Annotated in this window: 27 protein-coding genes; 7 read left to right on the forward strand and 20 right to left on the reverse strand. The window is 49.5% G+C overall.

The genetic code is table 11. The features are described 5' to 3' along the window. Positions 1-23: 23 nt before the first annotated feature. Genes I8J30_RS09830 through I8J30_RS09845 form a run of 4 tightly spaced genes read right to left on the reverse strand, consistent with a single transcriptional unit; the run spans position 24 to position 4,452 of the window. Positions 24-869 (reverse strand): phytanoyl-CoA dioxygenase family protein, encoded by an 846-nt coding sequence (locus I8J30_RS09830; protein WP_210657738.1) that lies wholly within the window; start codon positions 867-869, stop codon positions 24-26. Between the two features lie 39 nt (positions 870-908). After that, a complete protein-coding gene (locus tag I8J30_RS09835; RefSeq protein WP_210657740.1) occupies positions 909-1,856 on the reverse strand; it encodes a carbohydrate ABC transporter permease in 948 nt (315 codons plus the stop codon). Next, a complete protein-coding gene (locus I8J30_RS09840; protein ID WP_210657742.1) occupies positions 1,850-2,767 on the reverse strand; it encodes an ABC transporter permease in 918 nt (305 codons plus the stop codon). The genes I8J30_RS09835 and I8J30_RS09840 overlap by 7 nt, the downstream gene beginning before the upstream one ends. 59 nt (positions 2,768-2,826) lie before the next feature. Then, entirely contained in the window at positions 2,827-4,452 is a 1,626-nt protein-coding gene (locus I8J30_RS09845) for an extracellular solute-binding protein (protein WP_210657744.1), read from the reverse strand. 472 nt (positions 4,453-4,924) lie between these two features. Here I8J30_RS09845 and I8J30_RS09850 point away from each other — a divergent pair, with 472 nt between their 5' ends. After that, positions 4,925-6,049: a GntR family transcriptional regulator gene (locus I8J30_RS09850; RefSeq protein WP_210657746.1), complete on the forward strand. Its 1,125-nt coding sequence runs from the start codon at positions 4,925-4,927 to the stop codon at positions 6,047-6,049. Between the two features lie 81 nt (positions 6,050-6,130). On the opposite strand, the gene I8J30_RS09855 is transcribed toward I8J30_RS09850, so the two are convergent. Then, entirely contained in the window at positions 6,131-6,583 is a 453-nt protein-coding gene (locus I8J30_RS09855) for a VOC family protein (protein WP_210657748.1), read from the reverse strand. A 48-nt stretch (positions 6,584-6,631) separates the two neighbouring features. Further along, entirely contained in the window at positions 6,632-7,429 is a 798-nt protein-coding gene (locus tag I8J30_RS09860; protein WP_210657750.1) for a phytanoyl-CoA dioxygenase family protein, read from the reverse strand. Between the two features lie 208 nt (positions 7,430-7,637). Between I8J30_RS09860 and I8J30_RS09865 the strand changes: the two genes are divergently transcribed. After that, the gene (locus I8J30_RS09865; RefSeq protein ID WP_210657752.1) at positions 7,638-8,360 is read left to right on the forward strand and encodes an AraC family transcriptional regulator; all 723 of its coding nucleotides are present in this window, start codon (positions 7,638-7,640) and stop codon (positions 8,358-8,360) included. 99 nt (positions 8,361-8,459) lie between these two features. Here the strand turns inward: I8J30_RS09865 and I8J30_RS09870 are convergent, their stop codons facing one another. The 3 genes from I8J30_RS09870 to I8J30_RS09880 form a co-directional block, all read right to left on the reverse strand. Continuing rightward, a complete protein-coding gene (locus tag I8J30_RS09870; protein WP_210657754.1) occupies positions 8,460-9,482 on the reverse strand; it encodes a zinc-dependent alcohol dehydrogenase in 1,023 nt (340 codons plus the stop codon). A 177-nt stretch (positions 9,483-9,659) separates the two neighbouring features. Then, the gene (locus I8J30_RS09875) at positions 9,660-10,229 is read right to left on the reverse strand and encodes a dihydrofolate reductase family protein (RefSeq protein WP_210657756.1); all 570 of its coding nucleotides are present in this window, start codon (positions 10,227-10,229) and stop codon (positions 9,660-9,662) included. Between the two features lie 25 nt (positions 10,230-10,254). Further along, on the reverse strand, positions 10,255-10,593 hold the full coding sequence (locus I8J30_RS09880) for a YolD-like family protein (protein WP_210657759.1): 339 nt from the start codon (positions 10,591-10,593) through the stop codon (positions 10,255-10,257). 226 nt (positions 10,594-10,819) lie between these two features. On the opposite strand from I8J30_RS09880, the gene I8J30_RS09885 reads away from it, so the two are divergent. Together I8J30_RS09885 and I8J30_RS09890 are read left to right on the forward strand one after the other, a co-directional pair. Next, on the forward strand, positions 10,820-11,416 hold the full coding sequence (locus I8J30_RS09885) for a YjgB family protein (protein WP_210657761.1): 597 nt from the start codon (positions 10,820-10,822) through the stop codon (positions 11,414-11,416). Between the two features lie 128 nt (positions 11,417-11,544). After that, positions 11,545-11,961 (forward strand): VOC family protein, encoded by a 417-nt coding sequence (locus I8J30_RS09890; protein ID WP_210657762.1) that lies wholly within the window; start codon positions 11,545-11,547, stop codon positions 11,959-11,961. 173 nt (positions 11,962-12,134) lie between these two features. Here I8J30_RS09890 and I8J30_RS09895 read toward each other — a convergent pair whose 3' ends face one another. The 9 genes from I8J30_RS09895 to I8J30_RS09935 form a co-directional block, all read right to left on the reverse strand. Continuing rightward, entirely contained in the window at positions 12,135-12,965 is an 831-nt protein-coding gene (locus I8J30_RS09895) for a PPK2 family polyphosphate kinase (protein ID WP_210657764.1), read from the reverse strand. Positions 12,966-13,185: 220 nt separating this feature from the next. Then, positions 13,186-14,085 (reverse strand): response regulator, encoded by a 900-nt coding sequence (locus tag I8J30_RS09900; RefSeq protein ID WP_210657766.1) that lies wholly within the window; start codon positions 14,083-14,085, stop codon positions 13,186-13,188. Positions 14,086-14,090: 5 nt separating this feature from the next. After that, a complete protein-coding gene (locus tag I8J30_RS09905) occupies positions 14,091-15,398 on the reverse strand; it encodes an ATP-binding protein (RefSeq protein WP_210657767.1) in 1,308 nt (435 codons plus the stop codon). A gap of 24 nt (positions 15,399-15,422) precedes the next feature. Next, positions 15,423-16,073, reverse strand: a complete 651-nt coding sequence (locus I8J30_RS09910) for an amino acid ABC transporter permease (protein ID WP_210657768.1) — start codon at positions 16,071-16,073, stop codon at positions 15,423-15,425. Positions 16,074-16,123: 50 nt separating this feature from the next. Further along, complete coding sequence (locus I8J30_RS09915; RefSeq protein ID WP_210657773.1) at positions 16,124-16,777, reverse strand: amino acid ABC transporter permease; 654 nt, start codon at positions 16,775-16,777, stop codon at positions 16,124-16,126. 75 nt (positions 16,778-16,852) lie between these two features. After that, positions 16,853-17,701 carry a transporter substrate-binding domain-containing protein gene (locus I8J30_RS09920; protein ID WP_276316123.1) on the reverse strand — a complete coding sequence of 283 codons (849 nt, stop codon included), beginning with the start codon at positions 17,699-17,701 and terminating at the stop codon, positions 16,853-16,855. A 66-nt stretch (positions 17,702-17,767) separates the two neighbouring features. Continuing rightward, positions 17,768-18,496: an amino acid ABC transporter ATP-binding protein gene (locus I8J30_RS09925; RefSeq protein ID WP_210657778.1), complete on the reverse strand. Its 729-nt coding sequence runs from the start codon at positions 18,494-18,496 to the stop codon at positions 17,768-17,770. A 750-nt stretch (positions 18,497-19,246) separates the two neighbouring features. Next, positions 19,247-19,855 (reverse strand): hypothetical protein, encoded by a 609-nt coding sequence (locus I8J30_RS09930; RefSeq protein WP_210657780.1) that lies wholly within the window; start codon positions 19,853-19,855, stop codon positions 19,247-19,249. A gap of 149 nt (positions 19,856-20,004) precedes the next feature. Next, entirely contained in the window at positions 20,005-20,568 is a 564-nt protein-coding gene (locus I8J30_RS09935; RefSeq protein ID WP_210657783.1) for a TetR/AcrR family transcriptional regulator, read from the reverse strand. Positions 20,569-20,758: 190 nt separating this feature from the next. Between I8J30_RS09935 and I8J30_RS09940 the strand changes: the two genes are divergently transcribed. From I8J30_RS09940 to I8J30_RS09950, 3 genes are read left to right on the forward strand one after another with little or no spacing between them, the layout of a single operon-like run. Then, entirely contained in the window at positions 20,759-22,201 is a 1,443-nt protein-coding gene (locus tag I8J30_RS09940; RefSeq protein WP_210657784.1) for a spore germination protein, read from the forward strand. Positions 22,202-22,212: 11 nt separating this feature from the next. Beyond that, complete coding sequence (locus tag I8J30_RS09945; protein ID WP_210657786.1) at positions 22,213-23,361, forward strand: Ger(x)C family spore germination protein; 1,149 nt, start codon at positions 22,213-22,215, stop codon at positions 23,359-23,361. A gap of 7 nt (positions 23,362-23,368) precedes the next feature. Next, a complete protein-coding gene (locus I8J30_RS09950) occupies positions 23,369-24,472 on the forward strand; it encodes a GerAB/ArcD/ProY family transporter (protein ID WP_210657788.1) in 1,104 nt (367 codons plus the stop codon). Between the two features lie 72 nt (positions 24,473-24,544). Here I8J30_RS09950 and I8J30_RS09955 read toward each other — a convergent pair whose 3' ends face one another. After that, positions 24,545-25,855: an epoxide hydrolase family protein gene (locus I8J30_RS09955; RefSeq protein ID WP_240548011.1), complete on the reverse strand. Its 1,311-nt coding sequence runs from the start codon at positions 25,853-25,855 to the stop codon at positions 24,545-24,547. A 124-nt stretch (positions 25,856-25,979) separates the two neighbouring features. Next, entirely contained in the window at positions 25,980-26,609 is a 630-nt protein-coding gene (locus I8J30_RS09960; protein WP_240548012.1) for a TetR/AcrR family transcriptional regulator, read from the reverse strand.

Raw genomic sequence — 26,609 nt, forward strand, 5'->3', positions numbered from 1 at the left:
GTTCTAAATTGCCCTTATCGAGGCTACTTGACCATATGAATCGGGTAGAAGGCAGGGATTGGTTTGGTATAGTTCTCTTTTGCATATTTCACTTGATTAGGCGTCCATTGCGAATAAAACAACCGGGTATCATGATCATCGCTTAGCGCAAGCACCTCGGGCACCGTCGCCCAGTTCGTGAGCGGGTAGCTCGTCGCCCGTGAATGATAGTTATGCATCGTCCGCCGCCCGTGCGTACAATCCGCGCTCCCTCCTTTTCGTGTATGATACGTCGTTATATTGTAAAGCACGGCGGTACCGGCTTTCCCCCGGATCGGGATTTCCCGGTAAGCTTCCCCCTGCTTCGCCTTCGCTTCATCAAGCGTGCCATACATATGGCTGTTCGGTACTAAACAGAACGCTGGGCAGCACTCATGAACATCAGACAAATAATAGATGACACATGTATACGTACTGATATACGGATTTTCCGGATCATAGATTTTTCCGCCTATCGTGCCGTAATAGCTGATATCGCGGTGGAAATTCATCTCGCTGGCGCTCGCCCGTTCCGCGGAAACATCCCGAAAATCAAATTGAGCAAACCGCGCTTCTCCAAGCAGCACTTCCTGAATAAGCGGAAAGATATTCGGATGACGTATAAAACGGTCCATCTCAATGGGATGCTTGGCGAGGAAGCTGCCCGTGCCGACCGCGCCTTCTATCGGCTTGTGCCATTGCTCCGGAGACTCTTTCAATGATGCCTCTACCAAGTCGTTTAAGTAGTCCAGTTCCTCCTGAGACAACGCATTCGGAATGACGGCGAAGCCATTTTCCTTGTAGTGCGCCAGAATCTCCTCTTTCGTCGTTTGGACGGCGTTCGTACTCATAATACCATCAACCTCTCTTTCATAGCCTTAAATAGATGATTAACCTTTGACGGAGCCCAGCATAATGCCCTTGACGAAATATTTCTGGAGGAAAGGATAGACGACGAGAATCGGAACGATCGCGAAAATAATGGTAGCGGCTTTAATATTTTCCGGCTGAACGACCAATTTGCTGGAATCGTTTAACGTACTCGTGTTCTGCGTCCCCATGTTCAGCATGTTGAAATCAATGACGATCGAGCGCAGCACCATCTGAAGCGGCCATTTGCTGTTATCGCTAATGAAGAACAGCCCGGAGAAGAAGTCATTCCAATGACCGACAGCATAGAACAAGCCGACAGTCGCGATAACCGGTTTGGACAACGGCAGAATAATACTCCATAACACGCGCATATCCGAAGCCCCATCGATACGGGCCGACTCCTCCAGACTCTCCGGGATGCTCCAGAAGAAGTTCCTCATCAGAATCAGGTTAAAAGGCGCGACAAGCTGAGGGATAATCATCACCCAGATGCTATTAAGCAGACCTATATTTTTGAGTAAAATATACATCGGGATGAGTCCTGCGCCAAAAAGCATTGGGATAATGACGATCCATAGCAAGAAGCGATGGCCCGGAATATGAGTCTTCGATAAGCCATATGCACCGGTTGCCGTAAATATAAGATTTAAGAAGGTCCCCACTAAGGTGACAAATACCGTAATCCCGAATGCTTTTAACAGCACTTGCGTATTGAAAATATATTTATACGATTCGAGCGTGAACGATTTGGGCCAGAGCATCATGGGATTCTTGTAAATCTCATGCGCTTCGCTGAACGAAATGGCCCACACGTTCACCATAGGCAGCAGCGTAATTAATCCCGCGACGATAAGCACCAGGTAGATCAGACCTTGCGCCCACCACGGATTGGCGTCCAGGCTGCTCCGCTTGGTTAGCTTTAGCTCCTTGACGGGCTGAGTCGCCGCGGCGGTTTGTTCTACCATAACGATTTCTCTCCCATCCTGCGAATCATGGTATTGGCCGTGATGATGAGGATCATCCCTATGATGCCTTTAAACAAACCTACGGCTGTCGCGAGCTCGAACTGCGATTGCAGAATTCCTAAGCGGTACACGTACGTATCGATGATATCTCCGACATCATAGAGAGCAGGATTAAGGAACATGAAGATTTGGTCGAAGCCCGCATCCAGTATCCCCGCGAGCTGCAAGCAGAACAGCAAGGCAATGATCGGCCTGATTCCGGGCAGCGTAATATGCCAGATTTGCCTCAGTTTTCCGGCCCCGTCAATCTTGGCTGCTTCGTACAGCTGAGAGTCGATGCCTGACAAAGCCGCCAGATAGATAATCGCTCCCCAACCGAATTCCTTCAGGATGGCCGTAACGACAACCAGCGTACGGAACACGTCCGGGTTAGTCGTAAAATTGAACTTATCCAATCCGGTGTTCACCAGCACCAAGTTAATGATTCCGCTGGGACCGATAAAGTTGTAGATGATCCCCGCGAATACGACCCACGACAAGAAGTGGGGAAAGTAGGTGATGGTTTGGATGAAGCGTTTAAACAGCATGCTCCTTACTTCGTTCAGCATTAAAGCAAATAGAATCGGAATCGGAAAGCCGAATAGCAGCCGGTACATGCTGATAATGATCGTATTCTTGATCAGCGCCGGAAATTTCTCGGAGGTGAACATCGCTTCGAAATGTTTAAAGCCGACCCATGGGCTGTCCATGATGCCCGCGAAGATTTTGTAATCTTTAAAAGCGATTGAGATGCCATAGAAGGGCGCATATGTAAAAATAGCAAAATAGATGATCGTAGGAAGAATCAGCAAATAGATAAATCGCGACTTCCATATCCGCGTGCCCAGCGTATTGACGGATTTCGCGCCCATCGGAATCACTCCTTTCCCGGAAAAGGGCAATCGGGCTGCCCTTCTCCGGCGAATGCCTATTAATCTACATAGTTCGGTTCGGACTTATTCTTCTGCAATTCATTGATCTCATCGATAATCTTCTGCCCGCCTGCGTCCAAATATTTCTTATAGGCTGCTTGATACGCTTCTTTCGTCAGGTTCATGTCGGTCAAAATACTTCCGTCTACCTTCGCCATGTAATCCTCCCAAATTTGCGGTCCTATTTCCGCTTGCGTCGGAGAAGTCACGGTCGGGTCTTTGTAATCGTTATAAGGCGTTGCGGCGTATTTCTCGAACATGCCCTTATAATATTCGAACTTATCCTGAATCCCCGCACCCGTAAAGGACAGCTCTTGCGCTTCCCAGTCCAGCTTCTCGCTCATCGGGTCAATGAACTTGAGCGGCTCGATCTGAGCTCCTTTGTAGTCATTTTCACGAGCTTCATCCGGAATCGGCACTTTTTGACCTTTCGGATTTACGGTATAGGTCTTTCCTTCAACCCCGTATCTTCTGAGCTCCGACCCTTCGGTTAACGTCCAGTTCAAGAACTTGAAGAAGCGATCGGCTTTATCTTTGGCCTTTACATTCACGTAGAATCCCCGGTCTTGAGGGAAAACAACGCGCGTACCGCCCTTCTGGCCATCCAAGCCGGTTAGCGGGGACATAATCTTAATTTCCGCGCTAGGCGTCGTTTTCTTAAGCTCCGGATAGAGCGATTGCAGATTGCCGCCGAGAATAACCGCCGCGCGGCCGGCTTTGAATTTCGTTTCCCCGAACGAGGCATCCGGATTGACGCCTGCTTCCTCGTCGAATAATCCTTGCTTCTTCATATCCTGCAGCCAGAATTTGAAGTTCAGATGCTCCTCTTGCATTTCCGGAGGTACGATCGTATTCGGATCCTCTTTCGACGGAGCCCAACCGAATCCTGAGCCAAAAGACGTTGCCAAATCCTTCGACGCCCAGTAGGCATGCGTATTGCCGTGCGTCATCGGCACGATGTCTTTGCCGCTTGCTTTAATTTTCTCCAGCGCCGATTGCAGCTCGGCAACGGAGGTCGGCTCCGGTATGCCCAGTTCATCGAAGATGTCCGCACGGTAGTTAATAAAGAACGGAACGACCGGATAAATCAAGTTCGGGATAAAGTAGATATCGCCTTTGTCGTCCGCCATCTTCTCCCAGATGCCGGCTGGAACAGCGTCTTTGATCGCCGGATATTGATCCAGATATTCGTTGATTTTCAGAAAAGCGCCTTGATCCTGCAGATCCTTCCAGAACGGATCCACCGGACCCCAGCCCCAGATAACGTCCGGCATATTGCCGCCTGCAGCCGTTGTCTTGATCGTGGCATCATAGTCAACGACCGGAATAATCCTCACATCGATTTCGACGTTTCCTTGCTTGAATAATTCCTTCTCATAGGCGCCGCCTTTCGTATAGGTGGCAGGTCCCCATGTTGGCCTTGAATAGCTGAATTTAAGAGGCTCCGAATCATCGCTGCCCGTTTTCTCCGTCTCTTCTCCATTTGCGCTGCCTTCTTCTGCCGAGCCAGAATTGTTGTTACTGGTACAACCGGTGAATAGACTGAGCAACAAGATGACAACAAGAGATAACAATCCGGCTTTCGTCAGTTGTTTCTTTTTCGTTTTCGTTTTCTGTTGTTCCATGTTCATCCTCCTTAGATACGTTCAACAACCTCTCGAATTAGAGCAAATGTAAAGCAGCACGCCCCCCTACTCTTCATCCATTTATGAAATATTCCGGCTAAGGAACGTTTCAACGTACCCAAAGAATGCGCTTACACTTTAGCGTGGACGAGACGAGTCCTAATCGCTTAGAGGGTGAATCTACTCCACCCTCATCATACTTGGTATGTACTTGTAATGTTATGGTATAAACTTATTATGCACTTGGCATGAATAATAGCATTGTAGGAAAAAGTTGTAAATGACCGTTTTCCCTCTTATTACGCCGATTTCCGAAATAAATCGGCTTCTAGTTCTTGTTCTCGTAGCAATGCTCCATTTTACAAAGATGAACGCTCTCTTTTCCACCAAAAATTTTAGCTAATCTTTACATTTTACATACCAACCTATAAGATGGTATATAACAAGCAAATTGGACATGGAGTTGCAAAATATGACGAATAACGTGCAGCATTTATCTCTCTATGAGCAAATCAAACATCATCTAATTTCAGAGATCGAGCTTGCGCATTTACTGCCTCATGATAAGCTTCCGTCCGAGAGCGAACTGACCAAGCAATTCTCGGTAAGCCGAATTACCGTAAAGAAGGCGATGTCCGATCTGGTCGAGTTAGGTATCGTATATCGTATTCAAGGGAAAGGCACCTACGTAGCCGTACAAGGCAAAGGAGCTGTTGCTGTCGAACCGCCTATTCAACCGCAAAGAGCGCCCGCGGTTGCGCTGTTGCTCCCATTCATCAACAATCAGCACAACGCGCTTTTGATCAACGGTGTCGAAAGCATGCTCTCCGAAGCCGGCTATTCGCTGCTCTTATGCAACACGGAGAACTCCATCCAGAAGGAAGAGCGCGTCATCCGGGAAATGGTCGAACGCCATGTTGCGGGCATGATCGTCTATCCTGTAGATGGCGAGTCGTATAATCGCGAAATTTTGCATCTTACCCTTAAATCGTTTCCTCTTGTCGTTATGGATCGATATTTGCGCGGAATCGACACGAATTGCGTATGTCCGGATAACTTCAGAGGTGCCCAGGAAGGCGTCAATCACTTGATCTCGCTCGGACACCGTCACATCGGGTTTCTCTCCACGACCATTAACGGCACCAGCAGCATTGAAGACCGCTTGCTCGGCTATGAGAAAGCGCTGGCCGAGCATCATATTCCGATCGACCGTCGGTATCGTTACGTGGATATTGAGCTAGGTGAACCTAAGCCCATCAAAGCGAAAATCCGGGACTTTCTGTCGAGGCATCCTGAGTTGACGGCAATCTTCGCCATTAACCCGGGACTTGGACTGCAAGTCATAAAAGTTGCTTCGGAAATGGGAATCCGTGTGCCGGATGACCTGTCCCTTATTTTCTTCGATGATTTCGAGCTATCGGAATTCTACAGTGTAAGACCGACGTTCATCAGCCAGGAGGAGAATATGCTCGGCAAAGAAGCCGCTAAGCTGCTCGTCTCGATTATGGAAAATCCGGATCAGGGGACGAAGAAACTGTTCTTCCCTCCGAAACTAATCATCCGGGAATCAACCACAAAACCGGGCAGCCGCGGATAATCTAGCTTTGTCGTCAATAAATAGACATAACGAAGGGCTGCCAATAGGCAGCCCTTCGTTATGTCTTCTTGCAAACGTCCCTTATTTCTTGACGAGTTGTTCCGCCAAACCGACTAGAATCCCTTCATTTCCGCGTATGTAGCATAGCCGATACGAGTCCTTGTACTGAACGATTTCACCAACGAGCTGAGCACCACGCTTAGTGAGTCTGGATACCAGTTCGTCAATGTTTTCAACGGCGAACATGACGCGTAGATAACCGAGGGCATTTACGGGAGCAGTTCGGTGATCTGATATCGTAGGCGGGTTGAGAAATCGCGACAGTTCAATTCGGCTGTGGCCATCCGGGGTTACCATCATGGCAATCTCTACAGTCTGTGAACCCAGCCCGGTTACGCGACCGGCCCATTCGCCTTCGACAGTAGCTCGCCCTTCGAGCTTCAAGCCAATCTCCTCGAAGAAAGAGATGGCGTCATCGAGGGATTCTACAACGATGCCGACATTGTCCATGCGTAGTAATTTGTTTTCTGCCATAGTTTTATCTCCTTAGTTGTACAAATTGGAAAGAATTTGTCCGGCATGCTATCGAGTGATCAGTTGTCTTAAAGGAAGCATCGACGCGTCAGGAACGTAATATTTAAAAGGGTTCGAGTCAATAACGCCAAGCAGCTGTTGCTGGTAAGGCGTTGCCTTCTCAAGCAATCGCGGAGAAGCTGTATGATAATCGATCGGACGCATCCAGATGGGGCTGTAACCCATGAAGAGCTGACGTCTGGTATGCGGAGAATGATTAGGCGCAGCCGAATGCCATAGGTTCTGGGCGAAAATAAAGACATCTCCCGGTTTACCGCAAATCTGAACTTCTCCTTCAATCTTCTGCCTGGTATCCGGACATTCCGGCTGATAAGGTCGGTTGTGGGATCCGGGCACCACTTTTGTATTGCCTCGATCAGGCTGTGACATGTCACTTAGAATATAACACACTTTTACGTAATATAACCCGGTCACCCCGCCTACCGAAGGGAACTGTGGATGAGGTCCGTCTTGATGCCAATTAATAAAGCTTTGCGTCGATGTATCCAGATCCATGGGATTCGGTTTTCGGATCGTCAAATGCGAGATATGCAGCTGAATATTGTGGCCCAGCAAATTAACGATCAGCGGGAGCACGGACGGTTCATCCATAAGTGAGGCAATCTCATCATGCCGTTCAACACTGTTGTATAAGTTATAAGCCAGTGCATCGGGCTCCATTGCAATCAGCTCATCTACCGCCAGGTTTAGCCGCTCCACGCGTTCCTGCGGCAAAACGTCCCGCAGCAATAAATAACCATTCTGCTCGAATTGCTTCACATACTCCGTTAGATCCGTATGATTCATGATAGTTCCCCCTACAATGGATTGGATATTGACTTGCATGATGACTTATACAATATTTAAGTATATGTAATTATTTTTTTCTTTTAATGCACAATATTATAAAATTTCTTATACTAAATTTACGAAAATGGTGATTGATTTGATCGAGCCATGGGAACTAGATGCACAAGTACATTATCATTTCTTCAAGGAGAATGCCGAACGCTTCATGCTAGAGCATTCTCGTTATAACGAATGGTTGTTATTTGTTGTCGAGGACGGTAGTTTCGAATTTGAATGCAATGGAACGAAGGGAATCGCCGCGAATGGCGATCTCGTTCTTTTACCTTGCGGAACGGATATCTACCGGAAAGCCTTAACGCCTTTATCCTTCCACTTCTTCATATTCGATTGGACCAATTCGGACGAGGAAGTAAAAGAGGTGTCCAGCCGGATTCCAAGAGGCAAGTTTCAGATTCAGGATGCTTCGCGGTTCCAGTCCACGCTTGCGCAGCTCAGATCGGTATCCGAGAAACCGGATTCGCTGTCGGTAGCCAGACGGAATCTATTGTTCAAGGACATCTGGCTGACCTATTGGTCCGGCGAATCCGAAATGATGCCGAGCAGCAGCGATCCGCTCATGAACGAGAGCTTACGGCGCATCAGGCAGCAAGCGCTCGGTAGATTTAACTTAAAGACGATCGCGGACGAGCTATGGTTGAGCCCTTCTCAATTCACTCAAAAGTTTACGAAGCAATTCGGAAAAACTCCGATGGACTACGTCACGGAGTTGCGTTTGCAGCAAGCGCGAAAACTGCTCAAGGACACTTCCTTACCGATGTCGGCAATCGCTGCTCGCTGCGGTTACGAGAACGAGTATTATTTCAGCCGGATTTTCAAGCAGAAAATGGCGGTCTCCCCGTCCAATTATCGGAAAGCCTTACGCATATAAGATATTAGGCGATCGCTCCTCTGTCGAATTCAGCTTATTCCACTAAAAAATACGATCTCTATAACAAAAATGGCAGCCTATTGACCGGCTGCCTTCGTATTACTCATTGACCATGACCATCTTGACCGCAGACCCCCGATCGTCACGCAGCGCCTGCATCGCGGCCGGGAACTCTTCCAGCGAGAACGTGTGAGAGATCAGCGCATCGCCATCAACAGCTCCCGATTTCAGCAGTTCAATGCATTTAGGAAAGAACAGCGCGGGAGTGGCGTGAGACGCTCTCAACTGCAGCTTCTTGAAATGGAATTCATTCGCATCGAACGTAATACCGGCGCCGGCGCCATACTCAATGCCGATGAAGCCGATCACGCCGCCGGTTCTTGCCGCCTTGAACGCGGACGGAATCGTCGACGGCGGCGCTGAAACGAGCACTCGGTCCACTCCCCCACGGTCGAATAGGTATGACTCGAGCGGCGTCTTGTCCGTATGAATGATTTCATCCGCTCCGAATGCGAGCGCCGTCTCGATTCGCTTAACGGAGTGGGACCGGGATGCCGCGTAGATTTTACGTGCGCCCCTTAGTTTCGCGAGGCGAAGTGCCATCAAGCCGATTGGTCCAAGCCCCAGTACTAACACATCATCGCCCATTTGGATGTCAACGGTCTCCGTAAGGTCGACCGCCACGCCAAGCGGCTCCACAAGAGAGGCAACAGCGAAGGACAGCCCTTCGAACGGAACGACCGCTTCCTTGGGAGCGACGATATAATCGGCGAATCCCATGGAGAAATTCCTGCCCCAAAAACTCGGCCCCTTATTACACAAATCGTAACGCCCATCCCGGCACCATTCGCATGTTCGGCAGAACGTACTCGTCTCCAACGTAACCGAGGCGCCTTCCACGACATGGTTGACGCGCGCACCTTTTCGAACGACAACACCGGCTATTTCATGCCCGATCGCTTCCCAATTTTCAGCGGACGATTTCACGCTGGTCATGTCCGTCCCACATATGCCGCAAGCTTTGACACGAATCAACACCTCGTCCTCACAGATCTCCCCAAGCTCGCCTGCGCGAAGTTCAAATTGAAAAGGCGCCTTGGCATACCACGCTTTTGTTTTCAACCGCTTATCCTCCCTGAATCATCCGTATTCTTGTCCTAAATACAAGTCCATTATAAACCTTTGCTATGAAATGGATAGTCTCATATTGCGACAAGGAACAGACATGGATCTGAATTTCCCTAATAGATATTGAAAAAGCTGCCGATATTCACGGCAGCTTTCTTATGGACGGTAGGGCTATCTCTCCAGCTCATAGCGGGCGGCGATAATACCCGACTTGAACGTACGGCTGGACAGCAGCTTGAGCTTGGTTTTCTCACCGTCGCCGTGGAATACGGATTGTCCGCCGCCCAAGATGACCGGACAAATCGTCAGCAGGAATTCGTCGATTAAGCCAAGCTCAAGCAACGTCTTCGCCGCCCCCGGACTGCCGAAGATAACGAGATTTTTGCCAGGCTGCTCCTTGAGCGCCTTGATTTCCTCCGCGATATTGTCCTTGATCAGCATCGTATTGTTCCATTCGACGCTGTCCATCGAGCCGGAAATAACGATCTTCTTAACATCCTGCAGCCATTTGGCATGCTCCATACCGTGCCTCGACGCATTCGGATCATCCAGCACCGCGGGCCAGTAGCTCTCCATCATCCGATACGTTGTTCGTCCGTATACGGGAGAGCCGACTTCGGCTACGACTTCCTCGGCGTACTTCTCTAATTCCTCGTTGTACGGAATCCAATCTAGTCCTCCGTTCGAATCCGACGCATACCCGTCCAGCGACACATGCATGAACAATACGAGTTTTCTCATGTTTGCTTCTCCTCTGATTTCGAATTTAGATGTTCGATCTGTTGGCAGTAGTCCGTGTTTCGATGTGTTTTTCGGAATTAGCTTTAATAACGTCCTCGATATTAAACCATTCTCCATCCACTAAGAACTGCCTTGTATAGGGATTAATTGTATCAATTACGCCAATAACTACACAATCTTCAAACTCATGATACAGGCGCAGATGTACGGTGCAGCGCAATCCTAATGACTCCACCAGCACGTCAACAATTTTATCTCGATCTGATTGGTCTAAGTTTGGTTTGGGCCGTCGATATCGATTCCGGAAGTTGAGGCTGACTTGGTGTGCCTGCTGTTCAATGAAATCCAAATGCGCATTGTCCATAATCATCACCCTTTATAAAGTGGTGGCTTCATTATAACAGAACAAATGTTCTTGTATCCAGATTTATTTCTTCAATCTCTCCTTTCTGCAAGCTGAATCTTTCGTAACCTTCTTGTAACTGTTTCTTTACCGTTCTGTCATTCCTTCTTAGGCTAGTCTGGGTATTATGAGGTTGTAAGAGCTAACCGTCCCTTGTCTCCAATACTAATAAGAGGTGAAATTCTTTATGTTGAACAAATCGAAACAATCGTATAAATTAGCCGCCAAGCTGGCCTTAACCGGATTGATCGCGGTAAGCTCCATGACGGCAATCTCTCATTCGAATGTCCACGCGGCAGCAGCCAGCGCTAGCACGAACGCGCAGAATGACTATATTAAGAGCCTATACAAGCTTGCGAGCGAAGGAAAAATCCCAGGCTTAAACGCCATCGCGGGCAAAACGCCGATCTCCGCCGTTCATTACAAATGGGGCGAACCGGATGTAGGCGGCGACCTGAAAGGCAACCATTACGAAGGCTACAATTTGGGCATGGGAAAAGGCGAATACAGCTTCGGCGTTAATAAATCCGGCGTCATCTACGATTTGCGCAATTTTGGGACGTCCGTCGATCGGACGGGAGGCGTCAAATCGCTGACGTTCGCGTCCGTCATCAAAACGCTTGGCATGCCTAAGGAAGTCCGTTTCACCGGCACGGACAAAATCTATGTTTACCATCCATCCAAAGCATACGAACTGAAATTCGTCGGCCCGAGCAAAGTCGCCAAAGGCAAAATCGCGCATATTGACCACATCAACGTCTATGCGGGCAAAGCAAATACGTAACGCACGGCAGTACAAAAAAGAAACCGTCCCGGCACAGCACTCGCTGAGCTTGGACGGTTTCTTTTTCGTATCCATATGGTTTGACATCCAATTTATCATAATGCTACCGTATACGTGAGGTGATCGGAATGGCAGAAACAGCCAAAAGTATGTTTGTTAATTTGCCGGTAAAAGACCTGAAGAAATCGATTGCGTTTTTCACCGCGGTAGGCTTTGAATTCAACCCCAACTTTACGGACGACAATGCAACTTGTATGGTCATCGGAGAAAACATTTACTCCATGTTGTTGGTTGAAGAGTATTTCAAGACCTTCACCAAAAAAGAGATTGCCGATGCATCCAAAACGACCGAAGTCTTAATTGCATTAATGGTCGAGAGCCGCCAAAAAGTGGACAAGCTAGTTGACGACGCGATTGCGGCAGGTGGCCATATTGCAAAAGAAACACAAGATCTCGGCTTCATGTACCAGAGAAGCTTCCTAGACCTCGACGGTCATCATTGGGAAATCGGCTACATGGATGAAAGCGCGATCCCGCAAGGGTAAGTATTTCGAGATTGCTTGTACTTCATACATAGAGATGGTGCCGTTGTGGCATCATCTCTTTTTCTTAGCAAATAAAAAAGGCAACTGATCCTCTGATCGGTTGCCTTTGTATTTTCCGAACTATCGTTACTCGTTGGTTCAACTAACTGCTTTACTGAGATAAGTTCCTCCAACTATTGGGACAAGGAGGCGTTGGATTGAAGCTGCTCCAGAAGCTTTCGTGTTTCGATGTCCGGTTCCGGATAAGAAAGATCCAACTTCTCCAAGGAACTGATTATAGTCCGGAGCACCAAGTAGTCGCGGAACCATCGTTCATTGGCTGGGACGATATGCCACGGAGCTTGATGGGTTGCCGTATGCCGGAAGACATCTTCGTATGCGTCAATGTATGAATCCCAGTAATCCCGTTCTTTGAGATCGCTTGGATCGAATTTCCATAGCTTCTCGGGGTTGCTCAGCCGGTCGCGGATTTTCTCGAGCTGAAATTCAGGCGAAATATGCAGGAAAATTTTAATCAGCAACACGCCATTGTTCGTTAGAAGCTTCTCGAAATGCCGTATATGCTTCATCCGAGTTGCTGCTTCGTCGTCCTTTATCACGCCGTGTACCCGGGTAATGAGCACATCCTCATAATAGGAACGATTAAATGCGGTAATATAGCCTTTGGCGGGGACAACCTTGTGCGTTCTCCATAAGAAGTCATGATCAGACTCTTCAAGCGTCGGTTTCTTAAAACTCTCCGCCCGAAAGCCCTGAGGATTCAGGTTGGACAGTACCTTCTTGATGACGCCGTCCTTTCCGCTGCAATCCATCCCTTGAAACAAAACGAGCACACTATTCGTCTTCGAGGCAAACAACTTGTCCTGCAGATTGCGAAGCTTCCGTTCCATGTGTCCGAACTCTTCTTGAATCTCTTCTTTGCTTACAAAGCCGCCTGTATCGTTCGGATCGAAGTGGCTCAGACCGCGCTTGACTGCTTTGGTCAGCCGATAGTTTTTCAACATAAGACACCTCCTCAGACATTTCTTTAATTCTATAAACTTAACCCTACGTACTAATAGTGAATCGAGAGGTGCATTTTTTTAGATAATTATCCCACAATTTGCGCGTCGATATTCAACTTTTTGTTGCGTTCAACTGTCCGGTGTCATTCCGACAATGAAAATACGCATGAAAGAAGCCCGCGAATTACGCGGACTTCACGCTATGATTGCGATTTTCAGTTTACTGACTTTTCATTTTATCAAGCGTCTCCAGGTACAGCACTTGAAGAAATTTCTTGATATTGACTTTGCGCTTCTCCTGCGGGAATTTCTCGTCGATTTCTCGCATCTTGAGACGCACGTCCTCGAAGTCGAAATAAAGCGGCGCGTAATGCTCGAACTTCGGGTGGCTGTAATCCGTGAGCCCGATGCTTGCCAGGTTGGATAATGCTGCGATGACGGTCCGGCGAACGCGCTGCTCGACCGCCTTCCCTTCCTTCTCGATATCGCCGCCATCCGGCTTGCTCTCCCGGGCTCCGACCTCGTACAGCGCTTTCAGCGGCGGAAGGCCCCCGCCTTGATGCCGTTGAATCACCCATGACATCATCGTGATGATGTCATGGCTTCCGCTCTCCCCGATGATGCCCATGTCCATTAAGATCATCCGTATGATTTCTTTGGCATCGAACTTCTTCCGCGCGCCGGCGGGTTCCGAATTCAAGTCATCCAGCTTCGCGATCGACTGTTTGATTTCCTTCAGATAACGGGATAATCGCCATTGCTCGCATACTTTGCCGAGCACGGCCTTGACTTCCACCCGGTTAATCGGCTTTTGGATATAGAATTCAATGCCTGCTTGATACGCTTTGCTGATCATTTCTTTATTCTCGATCTGGGAGATCATGACATACTTGCCTTCGTACCCTGCCTGTTTCAGTTTCGCGATCGTTTCTATTCCGTCCTGGTCCGGCATCAACAGATCGATGAGCACGACATCGGGGTTCTCGTCCAATACAAGCCGATTCCCTTCAACGCCGCCCGCCGCCATTCCGACCACCTCGCCGACGCCGCCTTTCTCGATAATCGTCTGCAGCATCCGCCTGCTTACCGCATCGTCGTCGACAATACAAAACGATAGCATTGCACCTACACTCCCTTCTTCAACTTCACGGTGGGAAAAGCCGCGGCGAACGTGGTTTCAGCGTCCCGCCCCGGTTCCGTCAGGAGGAGTCTCCCCGTGAACGAGCCGACGATATCGCGAACATGCGAGAGGCCGATGCCGGTCGCCGCGACGCCTTCCTGATTGAATTTGGTCGTAAACCCGGGTTCGAATACCATATCCTTATCCTGTTCGGCGATCCCTGTCCCCGTATCGCTGACGATAAACAAGGTATTTCCTTGGCGTTCGCGTACGCGGATGCGTATCGTGCCATGCCGCTCGATCGCTTCGACCGAGTTGGCCGTCAAATTGTTAAGCACGGTAATAAGCGGGATGTAGTGAGCGGTCAGGTAATCGATGCCGACGTCCTTCTCAATCCGGACCTCTTTCTTAAGCATCCGGCTGTATTCGCCGTTCGACTTTCCCACAAGCTCGACGATCTCGGCTAAGGTCATTTCCGGGGCGCTCTCCAGGTCGACCAGCTTCGTGAGTCCCGCCAGGATGCGCTGAGAATCCTTCTTCACTTCGTGAATCTGCTGGGTAATCCCGAGAACGGACCGGCCATGGCCGTACAGTCCTTCCTTGTTCAGTAAACCGTACAGATCGTGGCTCTTCGCGGTAATCTGTTCGATTACATCCATCGATTTGCGCAAATAGAAGACCTCGCCATAGAGACCGCTGCCGACATTAATCATTTGTTCGATCCGTTTCTGCTGTTCGGCGTGAACGCTTCGCATTTGGTGCACGGCGATGCTGCTGTAGATGCCCGTCGTAAAGTAGCTGCGCACCACGGCGATGACCGAAATCAGCACCCATTGATTAGTTTGAAAATACGGCAGCCCGAAAGCGACGCTGCGCATCAGCAGCTCCGCTTCATTGGAGACAACGTCGATCAGCGACACGCATGCGCCGAGAATAAGCGGATTCAATTGATTGATTCTGCTTTGAATGAGGGCCATTCCGGCCCCGAAGACCACGTAAAAGAGCATGGCGGAAAAGTGTGTCTTCACGCTGTCGAGTAGATAGAACGTACCGGCCGAGGCAGCTCCGTCGAACGATACCCGAAACAGCAGCACCGTCGCACCTGCGGCGATCCCCGTCCGCCAATAAGGCAGATGGTTCATCAATAGAAGTAAAAACAGAAAGGCGCTGCAGCCAAGACCGATGCGAAAAACCTCGCCGATGAATGGGTTAATCTTGAACTCCCCGGCAACCGCTACGACGATGGCGACGATGGTAATTTGCATGCTTTCGGATTTGGACCAATTTTGTATGGCTATAGGAATGACTCCCATCAGGATCATATTATCCTTGAATGCTTAGCCCCATTTGTTTTCCAGGCTCCTAGCCGCAAGCGACAACGCGTAATTGACCGCGAAATACAAGACGGCCACAAGCGCCAGAATCGGAATGGTATAATTGTAATTTTGCGCGATGACGATCTTCGAATGATGCATCAGCTCAGGCAGCGAGATCACGATGGCGAGCGACGTGTCTTTAAGCAGGGAAATAAACTGGCTCACGATCGGCGGTATCATGCGCCTCAGTCCCTGCGGGAGCACGATATGCCAAACCGTCTGCGTATAAGTGAGACCCGACGAACGGGCGGCTTCGACCTGGCCTTTCGGGATGGAGCTTAGTCCGCTGCGCACGATTTCCGAGATCATGGCGGCTTCGAATACCGCAAGACCGAAGATGGCCGAGCTCATGACCCCCAGCTTGAGGCCGACGTCCGGCAACGCGAAATAGGTGAAAAACAAGATCAGTAACAGCGGCAAATTCCGGATAAACTCGACAAGCACGCCGAGGATACGGGATAAGACCGGAATTCTCATATAACGCAGCGTTCCGGTGATGCTGCCCAGCACGAAGCTAACCACGATCGCGATAAATGCAACCCAGAGCGTAATGCCGAAGCCTTTCATAATGAAGATGAGATTATGGTAAGAGAAAGCGCCAGCTATGTCCATCCGCCGATCCTCCTAAAAGTTATACTCGAATTTTGCGTTTAGCGGCATTATTATCCGTTCTTGGCCAACTTTCGTTCGAGTTGCAATGCCGCGAAGCTTAATGGAAGGGTCAGCACGAGATACAGCGCTGCGACGAAGATATAGGTGTCGAAAGTTGCGTACGTCTTGCTGGCCACCTGATCGCCGTAATACATCAGATCGAATCCGGCGAAGACGCCGAGAATGGACGAATTTTTCACGAGGTTAATGAATTGGTTGCTAAGCGGGGGAATGACGATTTTAATCGCTTGCGGAAGCACGACATGGCGCATCGTTTGCATGTACGTCAATCCCGACGCTCTGGCTGCCTCCGTCTGTCCGGACGGAACGCTCATGATGCCCGCCCGGATTGCTTCCGCAACGAAGGAGGCGGTATATACCATTAGTCCGACCGTGCCGCTGATGAATCCGCTTAACGTCACGCCGACCGAAGGCAAGCCGTAATAAAACACAAAAACAACCAGCAGCAGCGGTATATTCCGAACGAACTCGACGTATGCCGTCCCGATCCACCGCAACGGCTTGACGGACGAAATGCGGAATACGGCGATGATCGTCCCGAGAACGAAGCTGCCAAGCAAAGCAATAACGCTCGCCCAGATCGTGTTGCCAAACCCTTTCATATAGATTCCGAAATGGTCCGTAAAAATCGATAGGTCCGGCATGCTATCCCCTCCAGCTATTCCAGCTATGCAGAAGATGGGTGGCGCTTGGCCACCCATCCTGTTGTTTGCAATCCACTATTCCCCGGACGGGGCTTTACCGATCCATTTCTCATACAACTTGTCGTATTCGCCGTTGTCGTGCAGCTTATTCAATGCTTCGTTGACGCTGTTCAGAAGATCGGTTGCGCCTTTCTTGATCGCGATGCCGTACGGCTCGTCGGTGAACGGCTCCCCAACAACCTCGTAGTTCGGATCCTGAACGGCCATGCCGTACAATATCGCGTTATCGGTCGTCAGCGTGTCGCCCTGACCGGCTTTGAGCGCGCTGAACGCGTCCTGGTAGTTGTCAAACTCCAGGATGGTCGCGTCCGGCACCTTTGCTTTGATGTTGTCGACCGAGGTGGAGCCTTTCACGGCCAATATTTTCGTGCCTTTCTTGATGTCGTCGATGCTCTTGATCGGACTTCCTTTCTTCACCAGAAGGGACTGGCCCGCCTTGAAATACACGTCGGAGAAATCGACTTCTTTCCTGCGCTCCTCCGTAATCGTCATCGTGGCGACGATCATATCGATATCGTTGTTATTCAACATCGGAATACGCGTTTTGGAAGTGACTTCTTTAAGCTCGATCTTGGTCTCGTCGCCGAGAATTTCCTTGGCAAGCGCCTTGGCGATGTCGACGTCGAAGCCTTCGACGTTGCCACTCGCCGGATCCTTCAGGCCAAACAGCTTCGTGTCGTACTTGACGCCGACGACGAGTTTCCCTCGACTCTTGATATCGCCTAACGTCGATTCCGCTTCGGACGGCGAACCTCCGTTCGCAGCGGAGTTTTCTCCTCCTTCATTGCTGCCGCATGCGGTCAATAAGACCGTGGAAAGAAACGTCAGTACAATGCCAAGCGTCATCCAATTTCTTTTCTTCATCATATAAACCCCTCTCCGATATGGGATTGCAAGGTCTGGTAACATCGTTCGATCGCGCGCAAGCCGTTAATGGCGCAGCACGCGATTGAGAAACAAACGTGCCCTCTCTTCCCGAGGCTGCACGAAGAATTCCTCCGGGGGAGAGATTTCGACGATTTGCCCATTGTCCATAAAGACGACACGATCCGCTACTTCACGCGCAAAACCCATCTCGTGTGTAACGACGACCATCGTCATCCCTTCGTGCGCCAAGGTCTTCATGACGTCCAGCACTTCGCCGACCATTTCCGGGTCGAGCGCGGAGGTCGGCTCGTCGAAGAGCATGATCCTCGGCCTCATGGCCAGCGCCCTGGCGATTGCCACGCGCTGTTGTTGTCCACCGGACAGCTGCGAAGGAAAAGCGCCCGCCTTCTCGGCGATGCCGACTTTCTCCAAATACATCCTTGCCGTATCCGCCGCTTGGGGCTTCGGGACGCTGAGTGCCTTCATTGGAGCGAGCGTAATATTGTCTATCACTTTCAGATGGGGGTAGAGATTGAAGTGCTGGAACACCATGCCGATTTCCCGCCGCAGCTTGTTGATGTCGGCTTTCTTATCGGTGACGTCGACGTCGTTAACGGTCAAGCATCCGCTTGTAATCGCCTCCAGCCGGTTGATGCACCGAAGAAGGGTGCTCTTCCCCGAACCGGATGGCCCGACTACAACGACAACTTCTCCCTGCTCAATTCGCAGATCGATGCCTTTAAGCACATGAAAGTCGCCAAAATGTTTCTCCACTTGCTTAAATTCAATCATCGCAATCCCCCCTTATCGTTGTCTATCACCTCTCTGATGGACAGGTTATGCCAGGTTAGATCACCTGCTGTGTAGACAACTATAACGGTAACCTACGCAATCCTAACGAATCCTACAGGAAACTCATGATTTTTTTTACAAACGAGTGCGATTCTCCCATATTGAAAGCTTGTCCTTAAGCAAATGATTAGAACTTCTGCACATACAAAAAAAAGCCGCAATATATGCGGCTTCATTGAATCATTTCCATTTTTCCTTCATTTGTCGCCTTAACTCCGCGTTCTCCAATCGAAGTTTCTCAAGTTCGCTTTTTACCGCGCGCATTAAAGAATTCAGCCCGAATCCGGTCATGAACAAAACCAGACCAAATATAGATACGCTTCCCGCGGCCGTTAATTCTAACAAAAAAAAGACGATGCCAAGTGATATAAGTATGAGCGAAATGATTTTTACGCTTCTTAACGAATCGTACATGATAATGCCACTCCATTCAAAAGACGCCGTTTCTTTATGGTATTCGCTTAACTAAATTTGATAATATCCTATGTGCATGAATTTAAAATGTGTCCGCAAGCCATCGGTAACAGAAGGCCGCTATCGTCGCTGTCGAGCAATAAAAAAGAAGGAGCGGCGCCGATTGCGCACTCCTCCTAAATGACATTAAGCATGAACTTATTGCCGTTCCTGCGATCGTTGAATTGCTCCGCGCCGAATACGGAGAACCAGCCTCGCTGCATCTCCCTTATCGTGTTAGGGATTCCTGGACCATAGATTTTGATACAATCCCGTGACCGTCAGCCGAACAACGCCTTTTTCGCTTAACGTGATCGCATCCTTCTCATACGCATCGTTCGGAAATAAGTAGAAAGAAAATTCATCCCCATCCTTGTAATTAAGGCCGCCGGTGCCGTACGTGGCGCTCTCATACACATTTCCCTTATATTCGGCCGTCATCTTTGCAGTCATCTCGGTTGCGAACTCCTGCTCGCCTACCGTCTTGTGATGCGTGCCTGATATCAATGACGCTCCGTTATGTGAGTAGGTTCCGGCAGCCCGAAAGCCGATCCGATACCCTCCGCCTTGCAAGCCGGCGTTATCGATCCACATCACATAAATTCGGTGCGCCCCGTCATTGTACAGCTCTTTACCTACGTTGCTTTCCAAATCCGCCAAATCGACGGAAACGGAATACTTTCCCGTAACGGCATACCCGTGTTTATCTGTAAACTTCTCCGTGTTATTCGCGATATCCGCCATATGAATCGTCCATGCAGCCGGAAAGCCGACCAGCCAGTAATATAAAAATACAACAGCGGCCGCACCGATTATCGCATTGATTCGTTTCGTTTTGCCTTTCATTAGACCCTCCGAATCCGTAAAAAAATAACTACTCTATTGTAGCATGAATCCGCCTGCCGATTCCCATCCTATTTAACTACAAACACATGAATCAGCACCGATTCAAAAAAGAGACCACTGTGCACGAATGCATAGAACGGTCTCTTTTTTTATACAAGTATGGCTTTCCATGATGCCTCAATCATTTGTTGAATCTGCACTTCGTTTAAAGGATATTTATTTACAAAAAAACCTTTCAAAATCGAAGAAATGATACCGTGGATCAGCTGGTGGCAAAGATGCGCATCCATTTCTTTGATGATGCCCTGCCGCTGGCCATCAACGATCAGTTCCTGAACGATTTGACTGGATTGATAATCGTCATCCTGATTGCGCAGTACGGGATCTATGTACGGCGAAAAAGAATAGCTGTCGATAAATAAAAACCTTTTCGGAAAATGCATGCCAAATCGCAGCCTGTTCAATTGAAGACATTTAAATCGTTCGTATAGGCTTGCATTCGCATCGTACCCTTGCAGAAGGTATTCGCCCATTTTTGTCCGCGACTCTCTATATACCTCATTCACTAACTCTTCTTTATTCGCGAAATAGTTATAGATGGTGCCGGATCCGACGCTCGCCCGTTTGAATAGTTTAGAAAAAGTGACAGACTGCAGCCCCTCTTCGTGAATCAAGTCAAGCGTGGCTGTCATAATATCTTGCTTTTTGCTCATATCCCCACCTCTACATTTTATTTTATACCCATTTCCTCGATTTCGTACAGGTTCGAACGAAACTTTCGAATTTTATGGGCCAAGTTCTCATTTATCAACCCACAGTTTCAATGGTATATTTTTCTATTCATTGCACAAAATAACTGATGATGGAGGGTTGTACACCATATCAATCATGGAGGGTTCAACTGTGTCTAAACTATCCGTTACCCTGCCGATACAGGAGCAAATCCGAAATCGCATGAAAGAAGCCCCTGACTTCGTCATTCGGCCGTTCCCTCTCCGCGGATCTTCGGCGTTCACCTGCCTCTATCTATCCTCGATCGTGGAATCGGCTCTCGTGGACGAGTTTGTCGTCAAACCCATACTCGCCGCCGTTCCTCTGGAAGAAGACTCCGATCTTGGCGACCTGGGATGGTTTCATCGCCGCATCCCCTTCGTCCAAAACAAGGAATGGACAGATGCCGATGAGGGGATCCGCCTGCTGCTGGAGGGCCAGTGCCTCCTGATTCCGACGCATGTAAACCTTTTCCTGAGCTTTGACGTCAAACGCAGTGACTATCGAAGCGTAACCGAGCCTCAGACGGAAGCCACAGTACGCGGACCGCGGGAAGGTTTCGTCGAAGACATCGGTCGGAACGTGGCACTCATTCGTAAACGACTCAAAAGTGAAAATTTGGTTTTTGAACAGATGACCATCGGAACTAAATCGATGACCAAAGTGTATTTGACCTATTTACCTGACGTTGCCCCCGCTGGTGTCGTAGAAGAATTCCGTCGTAGGCTGCAAGCCATCCAAACTGACAGCATTCTCGAAAGCTCTTATATGGAAGATTGGATCCAAGACAAGACGTGGTCTCCGTTCCCTCAACTTATCGGGACAGAACGGCCTGACGCGGTCACGGGCAAACTGTTGGACGGGCAGGTAGCGCTTCTCACCGACGGCACTCCGATTGCCTTGATCGGTCCAGTTACTTTTTTTCAACTTTTCTCTTCACCGGAAGATTACTACCAGAGGCCGGATATCGCCACGCTGTCGCGATGGTTGCGCATGTTCGCTTTCATGCTCTCGGTCTTCATCCCTCCTTTATACATAGCAGTGGTCACATTCCACCAGGAGCTGCTGCCGACTTCGCTCTTGATCAACTTGGCCGCACAGCGGGAAGCCGTGCCTTTCCCGGCGTTTCTGGAAGCCATGATCATGATGGTCACGTTCGAAATTTTGCGGGAAGCCGGATTGCGAATGCCTCGGATTGCCGGTCAATCTATTTCCATCGTAGGCGCACTCGTACTCGGCATGACTACGGTCGAAGCGGGACTCGTCTCCGCCGCCATGGTCATTGTCGTTTCGATTACGGCCATTTCCAATTTCGTGTCGCCTATTTATGGCTTCGGCGTTGCGCAGCGGATCCTCCAGTTCGTGTTCATGCTGCTGGCAGGCTTTATGGGGTTATACGGAATCCTGTGCGGGACGTTGTTTGTCTTGATCCATCTAGTCTCTTTGCGTTCCTTCGGAGTGAAATACATGTCTCCCGTCGCGCCTTTAATTCTGTCAGACTTCAAAGACACGATCCTGCGCGTTCCTCGGTTCTGGATGAAACGAACGCCTCAAATGTTCTCTAGAAAAAAATAGGGGGCCGAACATTGCGAAAATTATGGCTCTTGATCTTACTGGTCGCCTTACTTCTCTGTTCAGGCTGCTGGGACAAGAAAGAAATCAACGAACTGGCAATCGTCACCACATTCGGCATCGACCGGGAACCATCGACGGGTATGTATACCGCTTATTACCAAGTAATTAACCCGCCGGCTCTTTCCTCCAGGCAAGGCGGCGGATCCAAGGCGTCGGTTTACACCTACCGTTTCAAGGAATACAGCTTAGGCCGGTTCATGCAGAAAACGGCCACGATGATGCCCCGTTTGCTTTTCACTTCACATTTGCAGTGCTATATATTATCGGAAGAGGTAGCCCGTCAAGGAATCATAGATATCCTTAACTACTTGGAAACGACACCCGAATGGCGCATGAACGTGTATCTGTTTGTAACGGATTCCCCTCTAAAGGACGTTATGAACAGCTTTACGACACTCGAAAAGGTGCCCGGACGCCATGCCACTTCGCTTGTTCGCATTTTATCGCGGGGGTCCTTTACGGGAGGCGTAGAGCCGATCCGTGTCAAAGACATCGTGACAGGAATGGAATTCCAACTGCCGACACTCATACCGATGATCCACTACCGCGGCAAACCGGCGGATACTACGGAGAGAATGGAGCAGATTGACGTCAGCGAACAAGCCCCCTCCTTTTTCGCGGACAGCGCGGTGTTCTCTAAAGGACGCATGGTGGGACACTTGGACAGTGACAATAAATACTATTATCACATCCTGAACACGAGATATCGGAAATTCACAGAAACGGTTCAAGTAGGCGGAAGTTATATCGACGTCGAGACGAATAACGTCCAAGTGAAACGGAAATGGAATCGATCCGCCAACCATCTCAACATCTACATTCATGCTGATCTCCGCATATTGAACAACACACAGAATACCAACTTATCGTTGCAAAACATACAGTTGATCGAAAAGGCGTTTAATCGCGTCGTAGCGGACAAATCGGAGAAGATGGCTGCTTTGGGAAAGCGAAATAACTGGGATCTGCTGGGCTTGCAGGATGAAGGGGCTACTGCGGATACATGGCGGCAGACGTCGGTGAAATTCTCGGTCACTTCTGACGTTACGACGACTGGCAACAAGAGTGATCCCTATACCATTGAAGGCAAGGAAGGATGAAGAGCATATGGAATCCGTGCGGCTAAGCGCGTGGCAGTTTCATTTGTTGACGCAAGTCTATGTCATCGGAACCGCGTTCATGCTGCTCCCCGGCCCCATCATCTCGAACGCAAAACAATATGGTTGGGTTGTCGTCATTTGGGCGACCTTGTATGGGATGTTGCTTGCTTTCGGCTACTTGTACCTGGCCAAGCTCTATCCGGGAAAGTCGCTAGTCGAGATCGCTTTGCAAGCTTTCGGCAAGTGGGCAGGCAGCTTCGTCTCGTTGCTGTATATCGTCTTTTTCATCCAAATTGCCTCTTGGGTAACCCGCAACCTTGGCGACTTCATGCACATTAACCTCATGCCGCGCACACCGATTTCGTTATTCCATATCATGATCTTGCTCGTCAGTGCGTACGCCGTGTCGAAGGGGATCGAATCAATCGCCTTGGTGAACGAGCTTCTGGTGCCTTACCTCTATTTAGCGTTCTGGGTTCCGACAGTCATCATGCTGCGGGAGTGGAATTGGCGTTATTTTCACGTCAGCTACCCTTTACATCTGAGCGACGCCGTTATTCAAACCCGATATGTGTTGGCATTCCCTTTCATGGAGACGGTGGCGTTCTTGATGTTTATTCCGTACGTGCAGAGGAAAGTGAATATCGCGTTTATTACGGGAATCGCTTTCTCCGGCGCAATGTTGACTGCTTGCGTTTTTATTTCGATTGGAGTTCTGGGCGTGTATCGCGGCCAGAAATTGGTTTACCCCATCTTTTCGATTTTCCGCGAAATGAGATTTACCGGCTTCATCGAGCATTTGGAAGCGATTCTGGCCGTGAATATCGTGCTGGTAGTTTGTATGAAGCTGTGCGTGCTTTTCTATTGCGCTGTTTTAGGCATCTGCCAGTTGTTCAAAATCGAGAAGCGAAACGCCGTCATTTATCCGATGGTGTGGGTCATTTCTGCTTATTCGATGCTCTTTACGAATATCGTTGTAAATCTCGATTGGATCAGAAACTATATGTTCGAATACTACTCCTTATTCGCCGTGGCGTTTCCCGCACTCTTCATCGTAGCGGCCAAATGGAGAAATAACGGTCGACTGATGAAGAAGGACAGCTCGGCATGAGAATGCTGAATATGGGATGCGAAAATAAGCTGCCGAACCGGTCGGCAGCTTATTCGTTGTTCCGGAGCTAAATTAGCGCAGCGGCCTGAGTCCATTGCGTAGTTCATCCACAAAAAGCATCGGCTGCTCCCACGCCGCGAAGTGTCCGCCTTTATCGAGCTTATTGTAATAGATGAGATTCGGATACGCCTTTTGGGTCCAGCTCTTCGGCGCTTCATAAACCTCGTCGGGAAACACGCTCACAGCAACGGGAAGTTTGACACCATAGGTGCCAAAGAACGGATATTTATTCTCCCAGTAGAGGCGAGCGGAAGAAATCGGCGTATTCGTCAACCAATAGAGCGTAATGTTGTCTAGGACAGCGTCCCGGGACAGGCCCTCTGGTTGCCCGTTGAAAGCTTTAGTGATCATCTCCAAACTCTTCGCGTCATGGTCCAGCATAAAGGCAGCCATGCCGATTGGCGAATCCGCGAGTCCCGTAAGCGTCTGCGGACGCGTGCCCATCATCAAAGCGTATCCAACATGCTTGTAAAAGAAGTCCAGCTGCTCGCATGCACGTTTTTCTTCGCCCGTTAGATCAGGTGGGCAACCCTTGCCAGCTTGAATCGCCTTCTCGATTTCGGAAGGAACGACAAATGGCAAGTTGGTGTGAATGCCGATCAGTCCACTAGGCTGCTGGACACCCATTACCTCCGCTATAATAGCGCCCCAGTCGCCTCCTTGCGCCACATACTTCTTGTAACCTAGACGATTCATCAGCTCTCCATAAGCACGGGCAATGCGATCGGGACCCCAACCGGTCGTGGTCGGTTTGCCCGAAAAACCAAAGCCAGGCATCGACGGAATGACGACATCGAACGCATCCGATGCCTTACCGCCATAGGCTGTGGGATTAGTCAATGGGTCGATAATCTTCAGCTTCTCGACAATCGAGCCCGGCCATCCGTGCATAATGAGGATCGGCATCGCATCTTCATGCTTCGATCGGACGTGAATGAAGTGAATGTCCTCCCCATCGATAGTGGTAACGAACATCGGCAGAGCGTTCAGCTTGGCCTCGAATTTGCGCCAATCGTAATCGTTCGCCCAATAATGGGCTAAGTTCTTCATCGTTGCAAGCTGCGTGCCTTGCGTTTGATCCGATACCGTTTCTTTATCCGGCCATCTTGTCGCAAGTATACGCCTGCGCAAATCGGTAAGCTCCGCCTCCGGAATATGCACCTGAAACGGTCGAATGGCTTTCGAATCCGCTTCGGATTCATGTGGAGCTCTATGTGAAATCGCGTTAACCGTTTGGGTCATCGAGACGAACGTCGTCAATACCAAGGTTAAAGCCACAAGCATCGCCAAACGAAACCAAATCTTGCAGCTGTTGATATTCAATCGTAGGTACGCCCCTTCAGAGAGTTATTGGATGATCCTTCTCATTAGGTTCCTAGAAAAGCCGAATAATTATCCCACAATTGCAAAAAAAAAGCCGCGCGAACGCGGCGGCAATGATGATATGTCAGACGATGAACGTGTGAATATGAGCGAGCATGGCGTCCAATACCGCTTCGAGCGGGCTCGTCTCTTTTCGAACTTGAGTAAGAAGAAGGCCTCCCTGAAGCGCAGTCAGCAGCGCCAGCGCGAGATGATTCGGGTCCGCATCGGCTCTCAGCTCTCCCCGGTCATACATAGCGCGAAGTCCTTTGCGGATAGCAAGTTCCCACTGCATAAATCCGGCTACGAGCTCGCTGCGAGCTGCCGGATCTGTATCTGCCAGTGCACTTGCAAGAGAGCCAATCGAACAGCCTCCTTGGAAATGCCGTTCAATCTGAAGCTTCACAATGGCATCGCGCCACATTCGAAGCCCTTCCATACTGTCTAACCGGCTGAGCAGAGGCTCCTGAGCATCCAACACTTGTTCGGTCTGATACACAATGACCGCTAATACGAGATCTCGCTTCTCCTTGAAATAGTGGTACAGCTGAGAGGCGCTGACCTTGGCCTCCCGCTGCACGTCTTCCACGCTTGTACCGGCAACGCCGCGATCAAACATCAATTTGGCCGCGGCGGCGACGATACGTGCGCGTGTTTCTTTTCCCTTTTTCGTCAGACGTTGTTCACTTGTTTTGACATCCGTTATAGTATCCAT

It is taken from the genome of Paenibacillus lignilyticus, assembly GCF_017942085.1.
GTDB classification, from domain to species: Bacteria; Bacillota; Bacilli; order Paenibacillales; family Paenibacillaceae; genus Paenibacillus_Z; species Paenibacillus_Z lignilyticus.